The organism is Halomonas sp. RT37, from assembly GCF_040070525.1.
GTDB classification, from domain to species: domain Bacteria; phylum Pseudomonadota; class Gammaproteobacteria; order Pseudomonadales; family Halomonadaceae; genus Halomonas; species Halomonas litopenaei.
This window is the reverse complement of sequence record NZ_CP098827.1, coordinates 4,295,139-4,312,871: the sequence shown is the minus strand read 5'-3', so window position 1 is coordinate 4,312,871 and position 17,733 is coordinate 4,295,139. Positions and strand designations below refer to the sequence as shown.

Genomic DNA, 17,733 nt, shown 5'->3' with positions numbered 1-17,733 from the left:
TCATCAAAGGTGTCAAGGCGTTGTCGGATTTTCCCATGCCTTGATGGATGGTCAGTCGTCATGGCAATGGTTGGCGGTGGCGCATGTTGTCCTTGCATGAGGAACGCATCATTGGTGCCTGCAGCGAAGGCTTCACTGCGACTCTAGAAAGCCATTTCGTCAGGGGATATGGGGGATGTCCTACATCCTTTCTCTTTTTAAGAATTTTCTAATTATTTGACCTCGGGTTGGCCGAACTGGCACGAAATTGCGTCGCTGCGACAAAAAAACACCCCGATGGCCGGGCGCCTTGGCCTGCCATCGGGGTGATGTTGTTGAGATATTGCCGCGGTGATACTGAGTCGTCGCTGAGGCGATGGTCCGGAAACAGGACCGGGAGAGGTTAAGCGGCAGGGCCAATCAGATGCTTTACCTCAAGATAACCGGACAGTCCCCAGGGGCCGAGTTCACGTCCGATGCCGCTGGCGCCGAAGCCGCCCCAGCTGGCCTCGGGCATCACCAGCTGTTCGGAGTTGAACCAGATGCTGCCTGCACGCAGGGCGCGGCCAACACGCCTGGCGCGCTCGGCGTCACCAGAGATCACGGTGGCGGCGAGGCCAAAGGCGCTATCGTTGGCCAGGGCGATGGCCTCGGCTTCGCTCTCTGCGCTGCGCGCACACAGCACCGGGCCGAAGATTTCCTCGCGCCACAGACGGCTTGAGGTGGGCACATCGCGGTACAGGGTCGGGGCGACGAACTCGCCCTGGGCCGGCAGGTCACGATGGCGGCCGTCACGCACCGGCGTCAGACCTTCCTCCTTGGCGATCTCGAGGTAGCGCTCCACGGCTTCGCGCTGACGGGCGCTGGTCATCGGGCCCATGTCGGTGCCCTCGGCCAGCGGGTCACCCAGGGTGAGGCCGTCGATACGGTCGGCCAGCGCCTGGTAGAGCGGTTCGGCCAGCGTCTGATGCACGATCAGTCGCGAGGTGGCGGAGCAGATCTGCCCGGAGTTGAAGTAGATGCCGGCCATCACCCAGTCGGCGGCGGCTTCGACCTCGGCGTCATCGAGCACCAGGATCGGCGATTTGCCGCCGAGCTCCAGTGATACGCCGCGCACGCCGTTGGCGGCGGCCCGCATGACCTTCTCGCCGACCCCATTGCTGCCGGTGAAGGACAATTTATCCACACCCTGATGGGCGGACAGAGGGGCACCGATGCCTTCGCCGTCACCCAGCAAGAGGTTCAGCACACCGGCAGGCAGGCCGATCTCCACGGCGATGTCGGCCAACGCCACCTCGGGCAGCGGGGTGACCTCGGAGGGCTTGAACACCAGGGTGCAGCCGGCGGCCAGTGCCGGTGCGATCTTCCAGGCGCTGGTGACCAGCGGGAAGTTCCAGGGGGTGATCAGTCCGACCACGCCGGCGGGGTCTTCGAACACCCGCGCCTCGACGCCGTCCATGCCGTGCTCGAGCAGGCGACCCTGACGCTGCTCCAGAGCGCGGGCCTGGCCGGCGTAGTAGCGGTAGCAGGCGATGGCGTCGTCCAGGTCGATGGCGGCCTCGGCCAGGGCCTTGCCGTTGTTGGTGGAGGACAGCCGTTCGAGATCGCCGCGGCGGGTTTCGAGGGCCGTGGCGAAGGCTTCGAGAAAGTCGCCCCGACGCTGTCCGCCCAGCGCCTGCCAGGCGGGCAGGGCGGCACGCGCGCTGGCCACGGCGGCGTCGACGTCGCTGGCATCGCCGGCGGTGATCTCGGCGATCTGGGTCTGGCGGTAGGGATCGGTCACAGCCAGGCGCCGGCGGCTGTGGCTATCGACCCAGCGGTTGTCGATAAACTGTTGTGTCAGCTGTTGCACGGAGGGACTCCAGGGGCAAAGACATTAGAGGGAATAAGCGAATGAAATGATCGGCGAGATGAGGGGGTGTCCCGCGTTCACGCCTGGTGGCGCTTGAGCCAGTCATCGATCATGGCGTGGCAGTGACGGCCCGAGAAGCTCGGGAAGTGGCCGCCGTGCACCGTGGCGATAGGCAACCGCCGCAGGCGCTCGAGGCTCGCCGCGTAGTCGTCCAGGTCGCTGTGATAGGCGTCCTCGATCAGCTCACCGTCGTAGATGATGTCGCCGCTGATCAGGGTGGCGCTGGCGGCCTCCCACAGGGCGATGCCGCCGGGCGAATGGCCGGGGGTGTGGATCACCTCGAAATGGCGATCGCCCAGCTCGATGACGTCGCCGTCCTCCAGCGTCTCGATACGCGGCGGCGCCGCAATGCGATAGCCGCTGTGGGCGTAGGGCAGCGGTGGCAGGGCGTCGAACATGGCGTCGTCGAGAAAGGCCTCGGCCAGGGTGCGACGGTTGTCGGGGCTTGCCAGGATATCGGCCTCGGCGCGATGAACGTGGCAGCAGTCGAACTCGTGAGCGGCGCCGATATGATCGAAGTGGGTGTGGCTTGCCACCGCCACGATCTCGCGTTCGGCCAGCAGTGCCACGCGCTCGCGCAGTGGCACCGCGCCCAGGCCGAAGTCCACCACCAGATCGCGCTCGCGGCCGCGAACGTGCCAGATATTGCAGCGGTAGAACGGCTTGATGGCCGGTTCGTCGATCAGGGTGATGCCGTCGGCCAGGCGCTGGGTGCGATACCAGCTGGCGGCGTCACCCCGGGGCAGGGTGAAGGTGCTCACGTGTTGCCTCCCGGCAGGGCGCGCAGGTCCTTCAGGTAGTCCTGGTGGCTGCGGCTCTCGTCGATACGCGAGTGTTCGATGTCCACCACCAGCACCCCGGCGTCGTTGCCAAGGCGCCCCAGCACCTCGCCGTCCGGTCCCGCCACCAGGCTGTTGCCACAGTAGTGCAGCTCGCCCTCGATGCCGGCGCGGTTGATGCAGGCGACGAAGCGCTGGTTGTCCAGCGCCCGGGCGCGGATCTGCAACTGCTGGCGTTCGGCGTTGGGCACCATGTTGGCGGTGGGCGAGAGGATCACCTCGGCGCCGGCCTGGGCCAGCGCTCTGGCTATCTCCGGGAACTCGTTGTCGTAGCAGATCATCAGGCCCAGGCGGCCGAGCCGGGTGTCGACCACGCACAGCTCGTCACCGGGGATGAAGTACTGATGTTCACGATCCCATAGCTGGCGCTTGTGGTAGCAGGCCAGGGTGGTGCCGGCATCGTCGATCAGCACCGCCGAGTTGGTCAGGCGGCCGTCGGCCTGGCGCTGGGCCAGGCCGAACAGCAGGTGCAGGCGATACTGGTGCGCCAATCGGGCGACCTGATCGATCAACTCGCCTTCGTCGGCCAGCTCATCGAGCCGTTCGAACACGTTGTAGCCGGTCAGCGCCAGTTCCGGCAGGGCCAGCAGCTGGGCGCCGGCGGCCACCGCCTGCTGGCACAGGCCATCGAGAGCATCGAGGTTGGCGGCGACATCCGCGTGGACGGGGTCGGTCTGGGCCAGCATCAGGCGCATGGATCAGTCTCCTTGGGCAGCGAGGCTGGAACGGGTGAACAGGGCACAGCCCAGCCAGTAGAGTCCGCCGGTGATGACGAACACCGGCAGCGAGGCACCGATGGACAGCGGTGCCACCAGGGTCCAGTAGGCCGCCAGGGCCGCACCGATCAGGTAGGCGCCGATGGCGATACCGGCGGTGGGCCGACCGAGCTGGTGCGGCGAGCGCAGCAGCTCGGCGCTATAGCCGTCACGGCCGACCAGGTAGTAGTCGACGATCATCACCGAGAAGGCCGGAATGAACAAGGCGCCGATCAGCAACAGGAAGTTCTGGAACTGGTCGAGGATACCGGGGATCAGGGCGCCAAAGACCGTCACCACGCCGATCACCAGCGCCGGCTTCCAGAAGGCCATGCCGGGGGACACGTTCATGCACGACAGGGTGGCGCTGTAGACCGCCATCACGTTGGTGGTCATCACCGAGAAGAAGATCACCAGCGCAGCGGGCAGACCAAAGCCGAAGCCGGACAGCAGCCGGGTCGGGTCGTAGGTCTGTTCCATGCCGCCGAGCACCGACAGGCCGGATACCGCGGCACCCAGCCCCATGGCGATCATCGAGGCGCAGACGTAGCCACCGTAGGTGCCGAGTACCGCGATGCGTCCGCTCTTGCAGTTGCGGTTGTAGTCGGCGGAGGTGGAAATCCACGAGAAGGCGGTGGCGACGACGATGTCGAAGGCGATGCCCAGGGTGATGCCGTTGCGGGATTCGGCGGGCATCTCGAACAGCGCACCGACCTCGTAGTGGCGGTTGAGCTGGTAGACCACGCCGGCCGCCAGCACCATCATGGCCGCCGCCGCCCAGCGCTCGATGCGCTCGATACCCAGGTGGCCGCGCAGCACGATCAGCACCACGATGGTCTCGCACAGGATCGTCATCAGCGGCAGGTTGGAGTAGCCGGTGGTGGCCTCGATGGCGTAGTCCAGGCTCATGCCGGCCAGCAGCGCCTGGATCCAGCTCCAGGCGATCAGCACCGCCATGTTGACCAGCGAAATGATCTTCGAGCCGGTGGGGCCATAGGCGCGGCGGGTCAGGGCCATCGAGGGCAGGCCGGTGCGCTGGCCCATCAGTCCTACCAGCAGCAGCGGAATGGCGCCGATCAGCGAGCCGATCAGGACCCAGGTCATGGCGACCGGGAAGCGCAGATCGGGCACCAGCAGCATGCCGGTGAGGATGGTGGTGACGACCACGTTGGCGCCGAGCCACAGGGCAAAGGTGGCCATGCCTCCCATGCTCTTGTGCTGGTGTTCATCCAGGGTGTCGTGGCCGATCAGCCGCTTGAGTGAAATCATCTAGGAAACCTTTGTGGTTATGGTTGGTAGGTACCGCAGGGGCGCGAAATTGGGAGCGCAAAACGGAGCAGATAAAAGGGGCGGACAAAAGGAGCAAAAGGGCCGGCGCCGTGGCGCCGGCAAAGGGGTCGTTGCTCGATCAGGCCACCGCGGCGTTCCATGCCGTGGCGTCGATTTCGATCAGCATCGGGCCGTCTTCGGGGCGATGGGCGATTGCCCGGGCGAGGCCGGCGGGGTTGCCGACCCGGGTCGCCGCACAGCCGAAGCCGGCCGCCAGGGTCTGGAAGTCCGGTGCCTGGATGTCCACGCCGAGGCGGGTGACGCCGGCGTTGTCCATGAAGCGGCGGATTTCCTCGTAGCCCTGGTTGTGCCACAGCAGCACGATGACCGGCAGCCTTTCCTCCACCGCACAGGCAAGCTCGGTCAGGGTGAACATCACCCCACCGTCGCCCACCAGCGCCACCACCGGCAGGTCCGGCTGGCCGAGGCTCGCGCCCATGGCCGCGGGCAGGCCGTAGCCGAGAGTGCCGTAGCCGGTGGACGCGTTGAAGAAACGGCGCGGCGCGTCCTGGCTGACCAGATGGTTGGCGGCGTAGGTGGTGGCGCAGGAATCGCCCACCAGGATCGCCCCCGGCAGGCTCTCGCGCAGGGTGTCGAACAGCGGCACATAGGGGCGGAAGGCCGGATCATCGGCCAGCGCCAGGGCGCTCAGCGCATCATGTGTACGCTTGCGGCCATCGCGCGAAAGCTGCTCACCGCCGAGGCGCTGGTCGCAGCCGGTGGCCAGCGCTTCGAGGCTGGAGGCAGCGTCGGCCACCAGTGCCAGGTCGGCATGCTGGTTGCGGGCAAGCTGCTCGGGGTCCAGGTCGATGCGAATCAGTCGACCGTCGAGGGTAAAGCCGTCGTCGAACACCACGTCATAGTCGGTCTCGCCAAGCTCGGTGCCGATGGCCAGCACCACGTCGGCTTCATGGGCAAGCTCCCGCACCGCTGGCAGCGAGGCGTTGGCGCCCAGATCCAGGGGATGGTCGCGGCCGAGCAGGCCCTTGGCGTTGATGGTGGTGACGGTGGGGGCGTCGAGGCTCTCGACCAGACGACGGGCGGCGTCCGGGGCATCGACGCAGCCGCCGCCGAGCAGCACCAGCGGGCGCTTGGCGTCGACCAGCCAGTCGAGCGCCTGCTCGAGTGCGGCGGGGGCCGGTGCGGCCTTGGCCAGCGCCGTGCGGCGCGTGCTGACAGGCTCGCTGACCGGGGCGTCGAACAGGTCGATGGGGATCTCGATATGCACCGGGCCGGGGCGGGCGCCATCGAACACGGCGAAGGCACGGGCCAGCACCTCGCCGAGGCCGTTCGGGTCGAGCAGGGTGTGGCTGAAGCGCGAGACGCCGGCCATCAGCTCGCGTTGGCCGGGGAGTTCGTGCAGCCGGCCCTGGCCGCGTCCCAGGGTGTCGCGGCGGTTGACGCTGGAGATCACCAGCATCGGCACCGAGTCGGCCAGGGCCTGGCCCATGGCGGTGGCGATATTGGTCATGCCGGGGCCGGTGATGATGAAGCACACGCCGGGCTTGCCGGTGGTGCGGGCGTAGCCGTCGGCCATGAAGCCGGCGCCCTGTTCGTGGCGCGGGGTGACGTGGCGGATGCCACTGCCCTGGTGGTCGTGTCCATTGCCGCCTTCGAGGCCACGATAGAGCTCGATGGTGTGGACGCCGGGGATACCGAAGACGGTGTCCACGTCGTAGGTGTCACGCAGCAGACGGATCAGCAGTTCAGCGCAGGTCATGCGGTACTTCCTTGAGACGGATCAGGGGCTTGAGACGGGCCAGGGGCTTGAGACGGATCAGAGGCTTGAGACGAGCCAGGGGCGAGGGCGGGGTCCGGGGCCACCGAGTAGGGGGCTCTTGCGAAGATCCGCCTGACCATGGGCTCGAAGTGCGCCAGCGGCAGGGTGTCATAGGCGGGGTCGAAGGACGGACAGTCCCAGTCACGACAGAAGGCTTCGCAGTCGTCGAACCAGGGGTGGCCGCGGAACCGCTCGCGGGCGTCCTTGTCGCCGCCGACCTTGTCCCAGTAATAGTGACCCTGGAAGACGTCGTGATGCTGGACGATCCAGTGGGTCTTCTCGCTGACGAAGGGGCGCAGGATCGAGGCAGCGAAGGCGGCGTGATCGAAAAGCGCCAGTTCGTCGCCGATGTCGTGGACCAGGGCGGCGACGATCATCTCTTCGTCGGCGCCGGCACGCTCGGCCCGGGTCGCGCTCTGCAGACAGTGCTCCAGCCGGGTGATCTGGTAGGGCTGGTGGCCCTCGCCCAGCCGGGCGAGGGTATCCAGTACGCTGTCGGCGAGGCCGGCCAGGTAGTCGGCGTCGTGGGCGGCGATCACCGCCCAGTCTTCTGCCGTGCTTTGGTCGATGCGGGTGAAGGCCGCCTTGCCGGCGGCGTGAGCATCGTTTGGGTCTGTCATGTCGGCCTCCCGATCAACCCACCAGCCAGTGGGCCATGACCACGATGATGGGCAGAGTGATGGCGGTGCGCAGCAGGAAGATCACCACCAGTTCCCACAGCTTGAGCGGGATCCGTGACTTCAGCAGCAGGGCGCCGATCTCTGACATGTAGATCAACTGGGTCAGTGACAGACAGGCGATGACGAAGCGGGTCAGTTCGCTCTCGATATCGCTGGCCAGTACCGCCGGCAGGAACATGTCGGCGAAACCCACCAGGGTCGCCGGCGCGGCGGCCTCGGCCTCGGGCAGACCCATCCACTCGAGCACCGGCACCATCGGCATGGACAGCCAGGTGAACAGCGGAGTGAACTCGGCCAGTACCAGCGCCACGGTACCGATGGCGATGACCAGCGGCAGCAGCCCGAAGAAGATGTCGGCGACGTTGAACAGTGCCAGGCGGGCGAGCTTGAGCGGGCCCGGGGCGGTCTCGGCGCGGGCCACGGCGATGCCCAGGCTGTAGCGCAACAGGCTCTGGTTGCCGGTGTTTTCTTCCTGGATCTGGCAGCCCACCGGCTCGTAGTAGGTGTTGGCCTTGCGTGACAGCGGCGGCAGGCGCGGCACGATGACAGCGGCGACCAGGCCGGCGACCACCACGGTCAGGTAGAACGGCACGAACAGGTGGTTGATGCCGATGAAGCTGGTCACCAGCAGGGCGAAGGCGATCGACACGATCGAGAAGTTGGTGGCGATGGCCGAGGCCTCGCGGGCGTTGTAGAAGCCCTGCTCGTACTGCTGGGTGGTGATCAGTACGCCGACGGTGCCGGAGCCCATCCAGGAGGCGGTGGCGTCGATGGCGCTGCGCCCGGGCAGCCCGAAGATCTTGCGAAAGGGCGTGCGCACCATGGAGCCGATGAACTCCATGAAGCCGAAGTCCACCAGGAAGGGCAGCAGGATGGCGGCGAAGAAGAAGAAGGTCAGCAGCACCGGCGCCAGGTCATTGAGCATCACCCCGCCGGTGAAGGAGGCGGTGACCATCTCCGGGCCGACCTGGAAGTAGGTCATCAGCGCGAAGGCGGCGCCGAGGGCGCGCATCACCACCCACAGCGGGGCGATGTCGAACAGCTCCTTCATCGCGCCCTGGCGGGCCCAGCCTGGTTTGGTCAGCTTGACCACCAGGGTCAGCACGATGGACAGGGTGAGCACTACGGTGGCGATGGCGGGCAGGGCGTCGCCGAGGGTGGCCTTGAGCCAGTCGGCGGCCAGACCCATGCCGATGTTGATGGTGTCACCGACCGAGAAGGGCACCAGGAACAGCAGGATGCCGATCAACGACGGGACGAGGAACTTGATCAGACCATGGGTGCTTAGCTTGCCCCCGTCGGTCGTGATCTTGTCGGCAGAATGCAGGTGGGAGGACATGGGCGATCACTCTTTGCTGTTGTAATGGTCGGCGCCCTGACGCGGGCGCCTCGTTGGCTGTCGCCAGGGCCACTCCCTGGCCCTGTGAGGATTCAGTCGCGGCGCGCGACTCCGGGGAGCACGCACAGCATTTCATAGAGCAGGGTGGCGCCCATCAGGGCGGTGTTGCCGCTGGGGTCGTAGGGCGGGGAGACTTCGACCAGGTCGCCGCCGACGATATTGAGCCCCTGGGCGCCGCGCACGATCTCCAGGCCCTGGGCCGAGGTCAGGCCGCCCATTTCCACCGTGCCGGTGCCGGGCGCCACCGACGGGTCCAGGCCATCGATGTCGAACGAGATGTACACCGGGCCATCGCCCATCTGCTCGCGCACCTCGGCCATCAGCGGCTCGAGAGACTTGTGCCAGCACTGTTCGGCCTGGACCACGCGGAAGCCCTGCTGGCGACACCAGTCGAAGTCCTCGGCGGCGTAGCCGGTGCCGCGCAGGCCGATCTGGACGACCCGGTTGGCGTCCAGCAGCCCTTCTTCCTGGGCACGGCGGAACGGGCAGCCGTGGGCCACCTCTTCACCGAACATGTGCTCGTTGACGTCGGCGTGGGCGTCGATATGGATCAGCCCGACCGGGCCATGCTTCTTGGCGATGGCGCGCAGGATCGGCCAGGTAAGGGTGTGGTCACCGCCCAGGGTCAGCGGCACGCAGTCGTGGGACAGGACGTCGTCGTAGAAGCGGCTGATGATGTCCAGGTTCTTCGGCAGGTTGAAGGTGTTGATCGGCACGTCGCCGATGTCCGCCACCTGCAGGCTGTCGAAGGGTGCAGCACGGGTGGCCATATTGTAGGGGCGCAGCATGCGCGATTCGTCGCGGATCTGGCGCGGCCCCAGTCGGGTGCCCGGGCGGTTGGAGGTGCCGATGTCCATGGGAATGCCGATAAAGGCGGCGTCCAGACCCTCGGCGCTGGTCTGGGTGGGCAGACGCATCATGGTGGCAGGGCCACCGAAGCGCGGCATCTCGTTGCCGCCGAGAGGTTGATTGAAGTCGCTCACAGGGAACTCCTGGCATCGTGGATGGGGACGGTCGCGGCCCTGGGCCTGACGGTTGTTATGGGTGATGCAGACGTCGTGCCATCTTTTAAGCATTTATACTAAAGATGTAATAGAGGTGCAGGGATTCCAAGGGAAGGTCTGCTGTGGTGATAGACGTGATCCAGAAGTGAATCGCGATCCCGACGCATCGTGATACACTTCTGAATCAATGATGCATTTATGGATCGCTGGATGAGCGACGACGACACCAAGATTCTCAAGACCATCATCGACACCGCCCACGACCACTTCTTCATCGTCGCGCCGGATGGTCGTATCCGCGACGTCAGCCCCGGGGCGGCGGCGGTCTACGGCATGTCCTGCGAAGAGCTCTGCGCCACCAGCGTGCAGCGGCTCGAGGCCGATGGCGTGCTGACCCCGTCGGTCAGCCTGGAAGTCATTCGCAGCGGGCGGCCGGCCCAGCTGGTCCAGCGCACCGGCACCGGACGCAGGGTCATCGCCCAGGCCCATCCGGTATTCGAGGGTGAGCGGCTGGTGGCGGTGGTCAGCCGCTCCATGGACTTGACCGATCTGCAGCTGCTGCAGCAGGAGTACGCGCTGTTGCAGCGCCGCTTCAGCGAGCACTTGCGCCGGGGCCATGCGCTGGAGAGCGACAGCGAAGCACTCGAGGCCGAGCTCGATGACCTGGAGGTGAAAAGCCAGCTGATGCGCGAGGTGGCGCTGCTGCTCAAGCGGGTCGCGCCCACCGACGCCACGGTCTTGATGCTGGGCGAGTCCGGGGTGGGCAAGACCGCTTTCGCCCGCCAGCTGCACCGTTGGAGTTCTCGCCGCGATGGCCCCTTTATCGACGTCAACTGCGCCGCCATCCCTGAAAGCCTGTTCGAATCGGAGATGTTCGGCCATGAAAAGGGCGCGTTTTCCGGCGCCGCGCCGGGGGGCCGCAAGGGGCTGATCGAGCAGGCCGAGGGCGGCACCCTGTTTCTCGACGAGATCGGCGAGTTGCCCCTGGCGGTGCAGACCAAGCTGCTCAAGACCATCCAGGACGGCAGTATTACGCGGCTTGGGGACAGGGCCCCGCGACGGGTCGACTTTCGCCTGGTGGTGGCCACCAATCAGGACCTGTCGGCACGGGTCGAGCAGGGCCTGTTTCGCCTGGATCTGTACTACCGGCTGAACGTGATTCCGGTCACCCTGCCGCCCCTGCGCGAGCGCCGCGAGGATATTCCCGGCCTGGTCGAGCGCCAGCTAAAGCGCCTCAATCGGCGTTATGGACGCGACAAGATGCTGGCGCGAGACGTGTGGCAGGCACTGATGGGCTGGGATTGGCCGGGCAATGTGCGTGAGTTGGAAAACACCCTGGAAAGGGCCTGGTTATCCAGTGACGATGTCATCCAGGGCGATCTGCTGGTGCCGCCCACGGGGGCCTCGTTAGGGCCGCTCGGCTCGCAGCAGCGTGAAGCGCAGCAGACGGCGGCGTCTGTCACCGGAGCCTCCGCTGCGCTGGCTGATGGCGCTACTTCATCCGCGACACTATCCGCACCAGGTGCAGCGCGACCCGAGCTGCCGCTTGCCCGGGGCGAGGGCCTGAAGGCCGCCCTGGCCCGGCGCGAGCGTGAGATCCTTGCCGACTGCTGCCGTACCCTTCCCACCACCTACGCCATCGCCGAACAGCTGGGCATCAGCCAGCCAAGCGTGGTGCGCAAGCTCAAGCAGCATGGGTTGCGGATCGGGTGACTGGTGATGAAGGGCCGAGCTCTGCGGCACTTACTGACGGAAGACGTAAAAGAACCCGACCCAGGTGGCCAGGATCAGCAGTGGCTTCAACACCAATACCGCACCGCTGGTGGAGCCCTGTTCGTCGTGCTCGGTGTCGCTGGACTCCCCGGGCTGCATGGCGAGTACCACCGTCAGCAGCAGGTTGGCGCCGGGGACCAGCAGCATCAGGCTCCACAAGCCCGCCTGGCCCAGGTCGTGCAGGCGACGAGTGCCGTGGAGCACCAAAGGCTGAAGGCTGATGACAACCCACCAGATCCCCAGCAGGCCTGCCTTGATCGTCAATGCGTCCTCGAGGGCGGGGGCGGTGATGGTGGTCGCCCACAGGGCGGCATAGTAGAACGATAGCGCCAGGGTAGCGTTGAGACAGAAGTCGAGACGACTCTCGCGCCCCGCCAGGCTGTCGAACCAGTAGCCCGGCAACACTCGCCTGAGCTCGAAGGCCTGGGGCGATGAGTGACCGGGGGCGACAGGGTCGTGAAATCCGGGAGCAGTAGGGCGATGCATCGGTATCTCGTCCTGTAGATCCAGCGTGATGCCGGTGTGCAGTTGAGGGAGACTGGTTCGATAAGCTGCGTCCTTCCGACTTGAATCCTACCCATTTTCTCCCTTGGTCTAGATAGGCGATCACGTAGTTTCTAGTACGAACCGCGTAAATAGTGCTGGTTCATAAGTCTGGTGGGCGACCTGCTTCCGAAGGATGGAAGCGTTCGGCCTCTGCCTGGTCCTTGAACACCAGAGTGCGGTAGGGGAAGGGAATCTCGATATTGGCCTCATCGAGCGCGCGCTTGATGGATGCCACCACCTGATCGCGGGAAGCGCGGATGTCGACGGGGCGGGACCCGGTCCACCAGGCCACCTCGAAGTCGATGGAACTGGCGCCGAAGGCCTCGGCGAAGACCTGCACCGCACGTACGTCGCTGCGCACCGAGTCCACCTCGGCGACCGCGCCCTGGATGATCTCGCGAGCCTGGTCCACGTCCTCGTCGTAGGCGACGCCAACGATGATGGATGTGCGCCGGATATCGCGGTTGGTGCGGACGATGACCGGCTGCTGGAACAGCAGGGCGTTGGGCACCACGATCATCTGGCCGTCGGTGCGGCGGATACGGCTGTCGCGCACCGTGATCTGCTCTACCTGACCTTCCACGTCGTTGGCCTCCAGGGCGATGTGGTCGCCGATCTGGAAGGGTTCTCGCCACAGGATCAAGAGGCCGGCGAGGAAGTTCTCGAACACGTCCTTGAAGGCGAAGCCGATGGCGATGGAACCGAGGCCCAGGGTGGTAAGGGCCTTGCCGGGAGTGACGGTGGGGAAGATCAGGGTGATGGTGATCAGAAGTCCCCCGAGCCAAAGACAGAGCCCCGTCAGCATGGTCAGGACATCGCGCAGATTGCGTCGGAGCTTGGCCTTGTCGGCCACCCGCGCCACCAGGGCGCGGCCGAATCTCGCCACCAGCCAGGTCACCAGGATCAGCAGCAGGCCGGCGGCCAGTCGTGGGCCAGCAGAACCAATGTCTGACAGGTAGGCCTGAACCTCTCCCAGCAGCAGCGACACGAAGGGTAGTTGTTCCAGTTCTTCCATCGCATCCTCCCGGGCCATGTTCAGGCGGCGGGCGCACTATCCTGCGCCCTTGTTGCTGAGCATAGCGGGGCGCCAGGCAAATCGCGCGTCACCTGCCAACGCTGGCAGTCCGGATACCTCGTCGGTTCCGACTTGACCCTCTATTTATCATGATAAATACTTTTGTTCATCTGGAGGTGGCCGCGATACGCTCGCGGCGTCACTCCATCGCCAGGCCTTCTTCGACAAACGATCCAGAACGGTTCTTCCACAACAAGGACAACTCCATGAGTGCCCACGACCAGACGCTGAAAGAGCGCAAGAAGTGGTATCGCACGGTGCCAGACCCGATGGTGCTGATCTTCCTGATCCTGCTCGCCACCTATGCGCTGACCTTCATCATTCCCGCCGGCGAGTTCGAGCGGGTCATGCAGGATGGACGCACCCGCGTGGTGCCGGACTCCTTTCATTATCTGAGCGACGTGGCGGCGATCTCGCCTTTTGACATCTTCGTGGCGATTCCCAAGGGCTTGAACGCGGCCTCGCTGTACCTGTTCATCGTGTTCATCGCCGGCGGGCTGTTCCATATCCTTCAACGCACCGGCGCCCTCGAGAACGCCATCGGGGTGGCGGTCAATCGGGTCGGCGTCGAACGGCGTAACGTCATCATCACCGCCGGCACCTTCATCTACGGCTTCTTCGGTGTGGCCGTCGGCTTCGAGAACAATATTGCGCTGGTGCCCATCGCGGTGCTGATCGCCAGCGCGGTGGGCTGCTCCAGCCTGGTGGGCACCACCATGGCGGTGGGTGGCATCGGCGTGGGCTTTGCACTGTCGCCGATCAATCCCTATACCGTGGGCGTGGCCCAGGGCATCGCCGAGCTACCGACCTTTTCCGGCGCCTGGCTGCGCGCCTTGCTGGTGCTGACCTCATTGGGCCTGTTGTCCTGGTATATCTGTCGCTTCGTCACCCGCATGGACTTCGAGGAGCCCAACGACGCCAAGGCCATGAGCAAGTCGCTGGACGAGTACCACATGAGCAAGCGCGACAAGCTCACGCTGGTGGTGTTCGTCGGTGGCCTCGCCGCCATGCTGGTGGGGGTCTTTACCCAGGGCTGGTACATCAATGAGATCGCCGGCATGTTCCTGCTGATCGCCATCGTGATCGGCATCGTCAACGGCCTGTCGGCCAACGAGATCGTCAAGCAGATGATGGAGGGGGCATCCGGCGTGACGGCGGGCGCCCTGGTCATCGGCCTGGCCGCCTCGATCCAGGTGATCCTCAAGGACGCCCAGATCATCGACACCATCGTCTACGCCCTGAGCGGTCTGATTCAGGATATCCCGGGGGCGCTGTCGGCGATCATGGCCAGCGTCGTCCAGGGGGTGATCAATCTGTTTGTGCCATCCGGCTCTGGCCAGGCGCTGGTGACCATGCCGATCCTGGTGCCGGTGGCCGACCTGGTCGGCATGAGCCGCCAGCTGATGATCACCGCCTTCCAAGTGGGTGACGGCCTGACCAACCTGATCGTGCCGACCTCCGGTGGCACCCTGGCGATGCTGGCGCTGGGCCGGGTGTCCTACGAGAAGTGGCTGAAGGCTATCCTGCCCTTCATGGCGCTGGTCTACCTGCTGTCCTGGGGTGGTCTGGTGATCGGCCATATGGTCGGCTACTAGGTCGCGCCATGACACTGTCGCTGCTGCATGTTCATCCGGCTACCGGCACGGTAGCCGCCCTCACCGCCACCGGAGGTGTGGCGGTGGGCGGCTACGTTCACCATGTGTGGCGTGGCGTCGGCGCCTGCGCGACCCAGGGGCGGGTTACCCACCCCTGGTATCCCGACGGTGTCCGCCGGGCGCTGGAACGGGGGGAGGATGCCCGCGGTGCGCTTGCCCGGCAGGTCGACGCCGACAAGGGTGCCTCGTTGCGCCAGTGCCTGGTGATGGATGCCCGGGGGCGCTCAGCGCTGCATAGCGGTGCCGACAACCTCGCCACCGTCGCTTCCTGCTGCTACCCCGGCGTGGCCGCGGCGGGCAACCTGCTGGCCAGCGCCAAGGTGGTCGAGGCCCTGGCCCACGCCTTTGTCGACACCTGTTGTACCAACGCCGACGCCGTGCGCCAGGGCGCAACGCCCGAGTACCGCGACGACTATGAGGCGTACCTGCTCGAGGGACTGATCGACGCCCTGGAGGTCGCCTTGGTAGAGGGAGGCGACGTCAGAGGCACGCGCTCCGCCGCCCTGCGTATCGAGTCGTTTACCCAGGCCCCCCTCGATCTGCGTGTCGATTGGTGTGAGGGCGATATCGCGGGCGAGTTGCGCGCCCTGGCCAGGCGTGTGCGCGCGCCAGCCTTTGCCGACTTTCTGGCGTCCCTGCCGCGTCGCTGACGCCATTCCTTCGTTATTCCGGTGCCTCAAGGCACCCGATCTGGAGATATCATGACCGCTGACCACGAGACCATGACGCTCGGCGCACAACTGCTCGAGCGCCTCGACGAGGCTGCGTGTTTCTCGGAGCCTGGTGCCGGCGTGACCCGGCTGTTCTGCTCGGAGCAACACCGCCAGGTACTCGAACTTATCGCCGATTGGATGCGCCGGGCCGGACTTGAGCCCGAAATGGATGCCTCCGGGAATCTGGTTGGGCGATGCGACAAGGCGCGCGCCGGCGCGCGCACGCTGATCATGGGGTCACACCAGGACACCGTGGTCGAAGGTGGCAAGTATGACGGCATGCTCGGCGTAGCGCTGCCGCTGCTGGCGCTGGAGCGATTGAAGAAGGATGGGATCGAGCTCGACTACGGCGTCGAAGTGGTGGCCTTCGGTGATGAGGAGGGGACCCGTTTTCAGTCGACGCTGATCGGCAGTCGTGCCCTGGCCGGTACCTTCGATCCTGCCAGTCTGGAGGCCAGGGATGCCGATGGCATCAGCGTGGGCGAGGCGCTTCGGGCCTTTGGTGGTGATCCTGAGCAAATTCCGTCATTGGCCCGAGATCCTGACTCGGTGCTGGGCTTCGTCGAGGTCCACATCGAACAGGGGCCGGTGCTGGAACGGCGCGATCACGCTCTCGGCGTGGTGACCTCCTTGACCGGGATCGAGCGTCACCGGCTGACGGTTGCCGGCAAGGCAGGCCACGCCGGCACCACGCCGATGCCGGGCCGTCGCGATGCGCTGGTGGGGGCTGCCGAGATGATCGCCGAGGTCGACCGCATCCTTAACGCCACCGAGGATTTTGTCGGGGTGGTGGGTAAGCTGGAGGTACGCCCCAACGCGGTCAACGTGATTCCTGCCGAGGTGGTGTTCACCCTCGAGCTGCGCTCTCCCCACGCCGAGGTTCGGCGTCGTGGTCGCGAGGACATTCTGGCCGCCTGCCGACAACTGGCACAGGCGCGCGAGTTGTCACTGACGGTGGAGACGACCTATGAGGCCGAGGCGGTGGCCTGCGCGGACTGGCTGATCGAGGCCTTGGGGGATGCCTGCCAACGGTGTGATGAGCCGGCTGATCTGCTGTTCAGCGGCGCCGGTCATGACGGTCTGGCGATGTGCGACCTGACCGGTATCGGCATGTTGTTCGTGCGTTGTACCGATGGCCTGAGTCACCATCCGGACGAAGCCATCACCGCGGCCGACGGTGAGGCGGCCACTCGTGTACTGATGCAATTTCTCAAGGACCTGACCGTGAAGGAGCAATAAGCGTCGCCGAGACTCGCACCTCCGCAACTACTAGGCGCTGTCCGAAAAGTCGACGAGCGAAGGTTAGACAAGGCAAAAATCGGTGAGAAAGCGCAGTTTACGGGGTGTAAATGAGCATTTTGATCCGATTTTTAACGCCGTATTACCGAGCGCAGGCACTTTTCGGACGAGCCCTAGTGGTTAACCTTCGTTGAGAAACCCGCGTCTTACCTGCGCCTCGTTGTCGTGCATCACCGCCTGGGCTTCCAGCAGATGCTCGCGCATCAGGGTGCGGGCGCGTTCTCCGTCGCCGGCCTCGATGGCGTCGAGCAGCCAGGCGTGATACTGGCAGCCGGCGGGACCGATATGATGGTCGCCGGGCTCGTACAGCCGCCGATAGACGGTAAGGTCGGACAGCACCTGGGCGGTGAAGCGGATGATGAAGGACAGCAAGGGGTTGCCGCCGGAAAGCTGCGCCAGTTGTTCATGAAAGTCCAGCGAGTCGATGTGCTGCTGGCGCTCGGCGTCCAGGTCACAGGCGGGCTCGGCGTAGCTCGCAAGCGACTGGCGCAGCCTGGCGATCTCTGAAGCCTCGACCTGCCCCGCCAGCGAGGCTACCAGCTCCGGTTCCAGCGCCAACCGGATCTGGTAGATGTCGCGGATCGAGATGTCCTTGAAATAGAGATAGTGGCTGAGCAGCGAGATGGCGCGGGATTCGCTCATTTCCCGGATAAACACGCCGCCGCCGGGTCCGGTACGCGTCTCGACCAGCCCCTGGGCTTCCAGCACCCGGGTGCTTTCACGAACGGTGCCCTTGGAGGCGCCGAGGATCTCCATCAACTCCGCCTCACCGGGCAGGCGATCACCCGGTGACAGCTCGCGTTCGACGATCCAGCCCTTGATGGTCTCTGCCAATTGATAGGGTCGTCTGCGAGGTGTCGATCCGGTCATGTTGGTCTCTCGTCGGTGATGAAACCACAGCATATCAGAGCTCATGACGGACTGGCCGCCACCTCGTCGGTCAGGGCTGCCGCGACTGCGCAGGGCTGGACGGCAAAGATTTTGTGAATATTAGT

The 17,733-nt window shown here is 65.5% G+C and carries 15 protein-coding genes; 4 read left to right on the top strand and 11 right to left on the bottom strand.

Translation table 11 applies throughout. The features are described 5' to 3' along the window. Positions 1-382 precede the first annotated feature (382 nt). From NFG58_RS18685 to speB, 8 genes are all read right to left on the bottom strand, one after another. The gene (locus tag NFG58_RS18685) at positions 383-1,831 is read right to left on the bottom strand and encodes an aldehyde dehydrogenase family protein (protein WP_222517092.1); all 1,449 of its coding nucleotides are present in this window, start codon (positions 1,829-1,831) and stop codon (positions 383-385) included. Between the two features lie 77 nt (positions 1,832-1,908). Then, positions 1,909-2,652 (bottom strand): MBL fold metallo-hydrolase, encoded by a 744-nt coding sequence (locus tag NFG58_RS18680; RefSeq protein WP_108133485.1) that lies wholly within the window; start codon positions 2,650-2,652, stop codon positions 1,909-1,911. Next, positions 2,649-3,425 carry a nitrilase-related carbon-nitrogen hydrolase gene (locus NFG58_RS18675; RefSeq protein WP_108133486.1) on the bottom strand — a complete coding sequence of 259 codons (777 nt, stop codon included), beginning with the start codon at positions 3,423-3,425 and terminating at the stop codon, positions 2,649-2,651. The genes NFG58_RS18680 and NFG58_RS18675 overlap by 4 nt, the downstream gene beginning before the upstream one ends. A gap of 3 nt (positions 3,426-3,428) precedes the next feature. Then, the gene (locus NFG58_RS18670) at positions 3,429-4,754 is read right to left on the bottom strand and encodes a cytosine permease (RefSeq protein ID WP_045993648.1); all 1,326 of its coding nucleotides are present in this window, start codon (positions 4,752-4,754) and stop codon (positions 3,429-3,431) included. 139 nt (positions 4,755-4,893) lie between these two features. Beyond that, positions 4,894-6,534 (bottom strand): 5-guanidino-2-oxopentanoate decarboxylase, encoded by a 1,641-nt coding sequence (locus NFG58_RS18665; RefSeq protein ID WP_222517091.1) that lies wholly within the window; start codon positions 6,532-6,534, stop codon positions 4,894-4,896. After that, a complete protein-coding gene (locus NFG58_RS18660) occupies positions 6,531-7,214 on the bottom strand; it encodes an HD domain-containing protein (protein WP_287165665.1) in 684 nt (227 codons plus the stop codon). Before NFG58_RS18660 ends, NFG58_RS18665 begins: the two co-directional genes overlap by 4 nt. A gap of 13 nt (positions 7,215-7,227) precedes the next feature. Beyond that, positions 7,228-8,613 carry a YjiH family protein gene (locus tag NFG58_RS18655; protein WP_083970496.1) on the bottom strand — a complete coding sequence of 462 codons (1,386 nt, stop codon included), beginning with the start codon at positions 8,611-8,613 and terminating at the stop codon, positions 7,228-7,230. A 92-nt stretch (positions 8,614-8,705) separates the two neighbouring features. Further along, positions 8,706-9,656: an agmatinase gene (gene speB, locus NFG58_RS18650; RefSeq protein ID WP_045993646.1), complete on the bottom strand. Its 951-nt coding sequence runs from the start codon at positions 9,654-9,656 to the stop codon at positions 8,706-8,708. A 231-nt stretch (positions 9,657-9,887) separates the two neighbouring features. Here speB and NFG58_RS18645 point away from each other — a divergent pair, with 231 nt between their 5' ends. Then, positions 9,888-11,390: a sigma 54-interacting transcriptional regulator gene (locus NFG58_RS18645; RefSeq protein WP_348827165.1), complete on the top strand. Its 1,503-nt coding sequence runs from the start codon at positions 9,888-9,890 to the stop codon at positions 11,388-11,390. 30 nt (positions 11,391-11,420) lie between these two features. Here the strand turns inward: NFG58_RS18645 and NFG58_RS18640 are convergent, their stop codons facing one another. After that, positions 11,421-11,936, bottom strand: a complete 516-nt coding sequence (locus NFG58_RS18640; RefSeq protein ID WP_222517088.1) for a DUF805 domain-containing protein — start codon at positions 11,934-11,936, stop codon at positions 11,421-11,423. 160 nt (positions 11,937-12,096) lie between these two features. Continuing rightward, positions 12,097-13,011 carry a mechanosensitive ion channel family protein gene (locus NFG58_RS18635; RefSeq protein WP_348827164.1) on the bottom strand — a complete coding sequence of 305 codons (915 nt, stop codon included), beginning with the start codon at positions 13,009-13,011 and terminating at the stop codon, positions 12,097-12,099. Between the two features lie 266 nt (positions 13,012-13,277). Between NFG58_RS18635 and NFG58_RS18630 the strand changes: the two genes are divergently transcribed. From NFG58_RS18630 to NFG58_RS18620, 3 genes are read left to right on the top strand one after another with little or no spacing between them, the layout of a single operon-like run. Next, the gene (locus tag NFG58_RS18630) at positions 13,278-14,666 is read left to right on the top strand and encodes an AbgT family transporter (protein WP_045993637.1); all 1,389 of its coding nucleotides are present in this window, start codon (positions 13,278-13,280) and stop codon (positions 14,664-14,666) included. An 8-nt stretch (positions 14,667-14,674) separates the two neighbouring features. Beyond that, positions 14,675-15,376 (top strand): DUF1028 domain-containing protein, encoded by a 702-nt coding sequence (locus NFG58_RS18625; protein WP_222517087.1) that lies wholly within the window; start codon positions 14,675-14,677, stop codon positions 15,374-15,376. A 51-nt stretch (positions 15,377-15,427) separates the two neighbouring features. Then, a complete protein-coding gene (locus NFG58_RS18620; protein WP_222517086.1) occupies positions 15,428-16,678 on the top strand; it encodes an allantoate amidohydrolase in 1,251 nt (416 codons plus the stop codon). A gap of 180 nt (positions 16,679-16,858) precedes the next feature. On the opposite strand, the gene NFG58_RS18615 is transcribed toward NFG58_RS18620, so the two are convergent. After that, positions 16,859-17,608, bottom strand: coding sequence for a FadR/GntR family transcriptional regulator (locus NFG58_RS18615; RefSeq protein ID WP_108133555.1), 750 nt, complete (start codon positions 17,606-17,608; stop codon positions 16,859-16,861). Positions 17,609-17,733 lie beyond the last annotated feature (125 nt).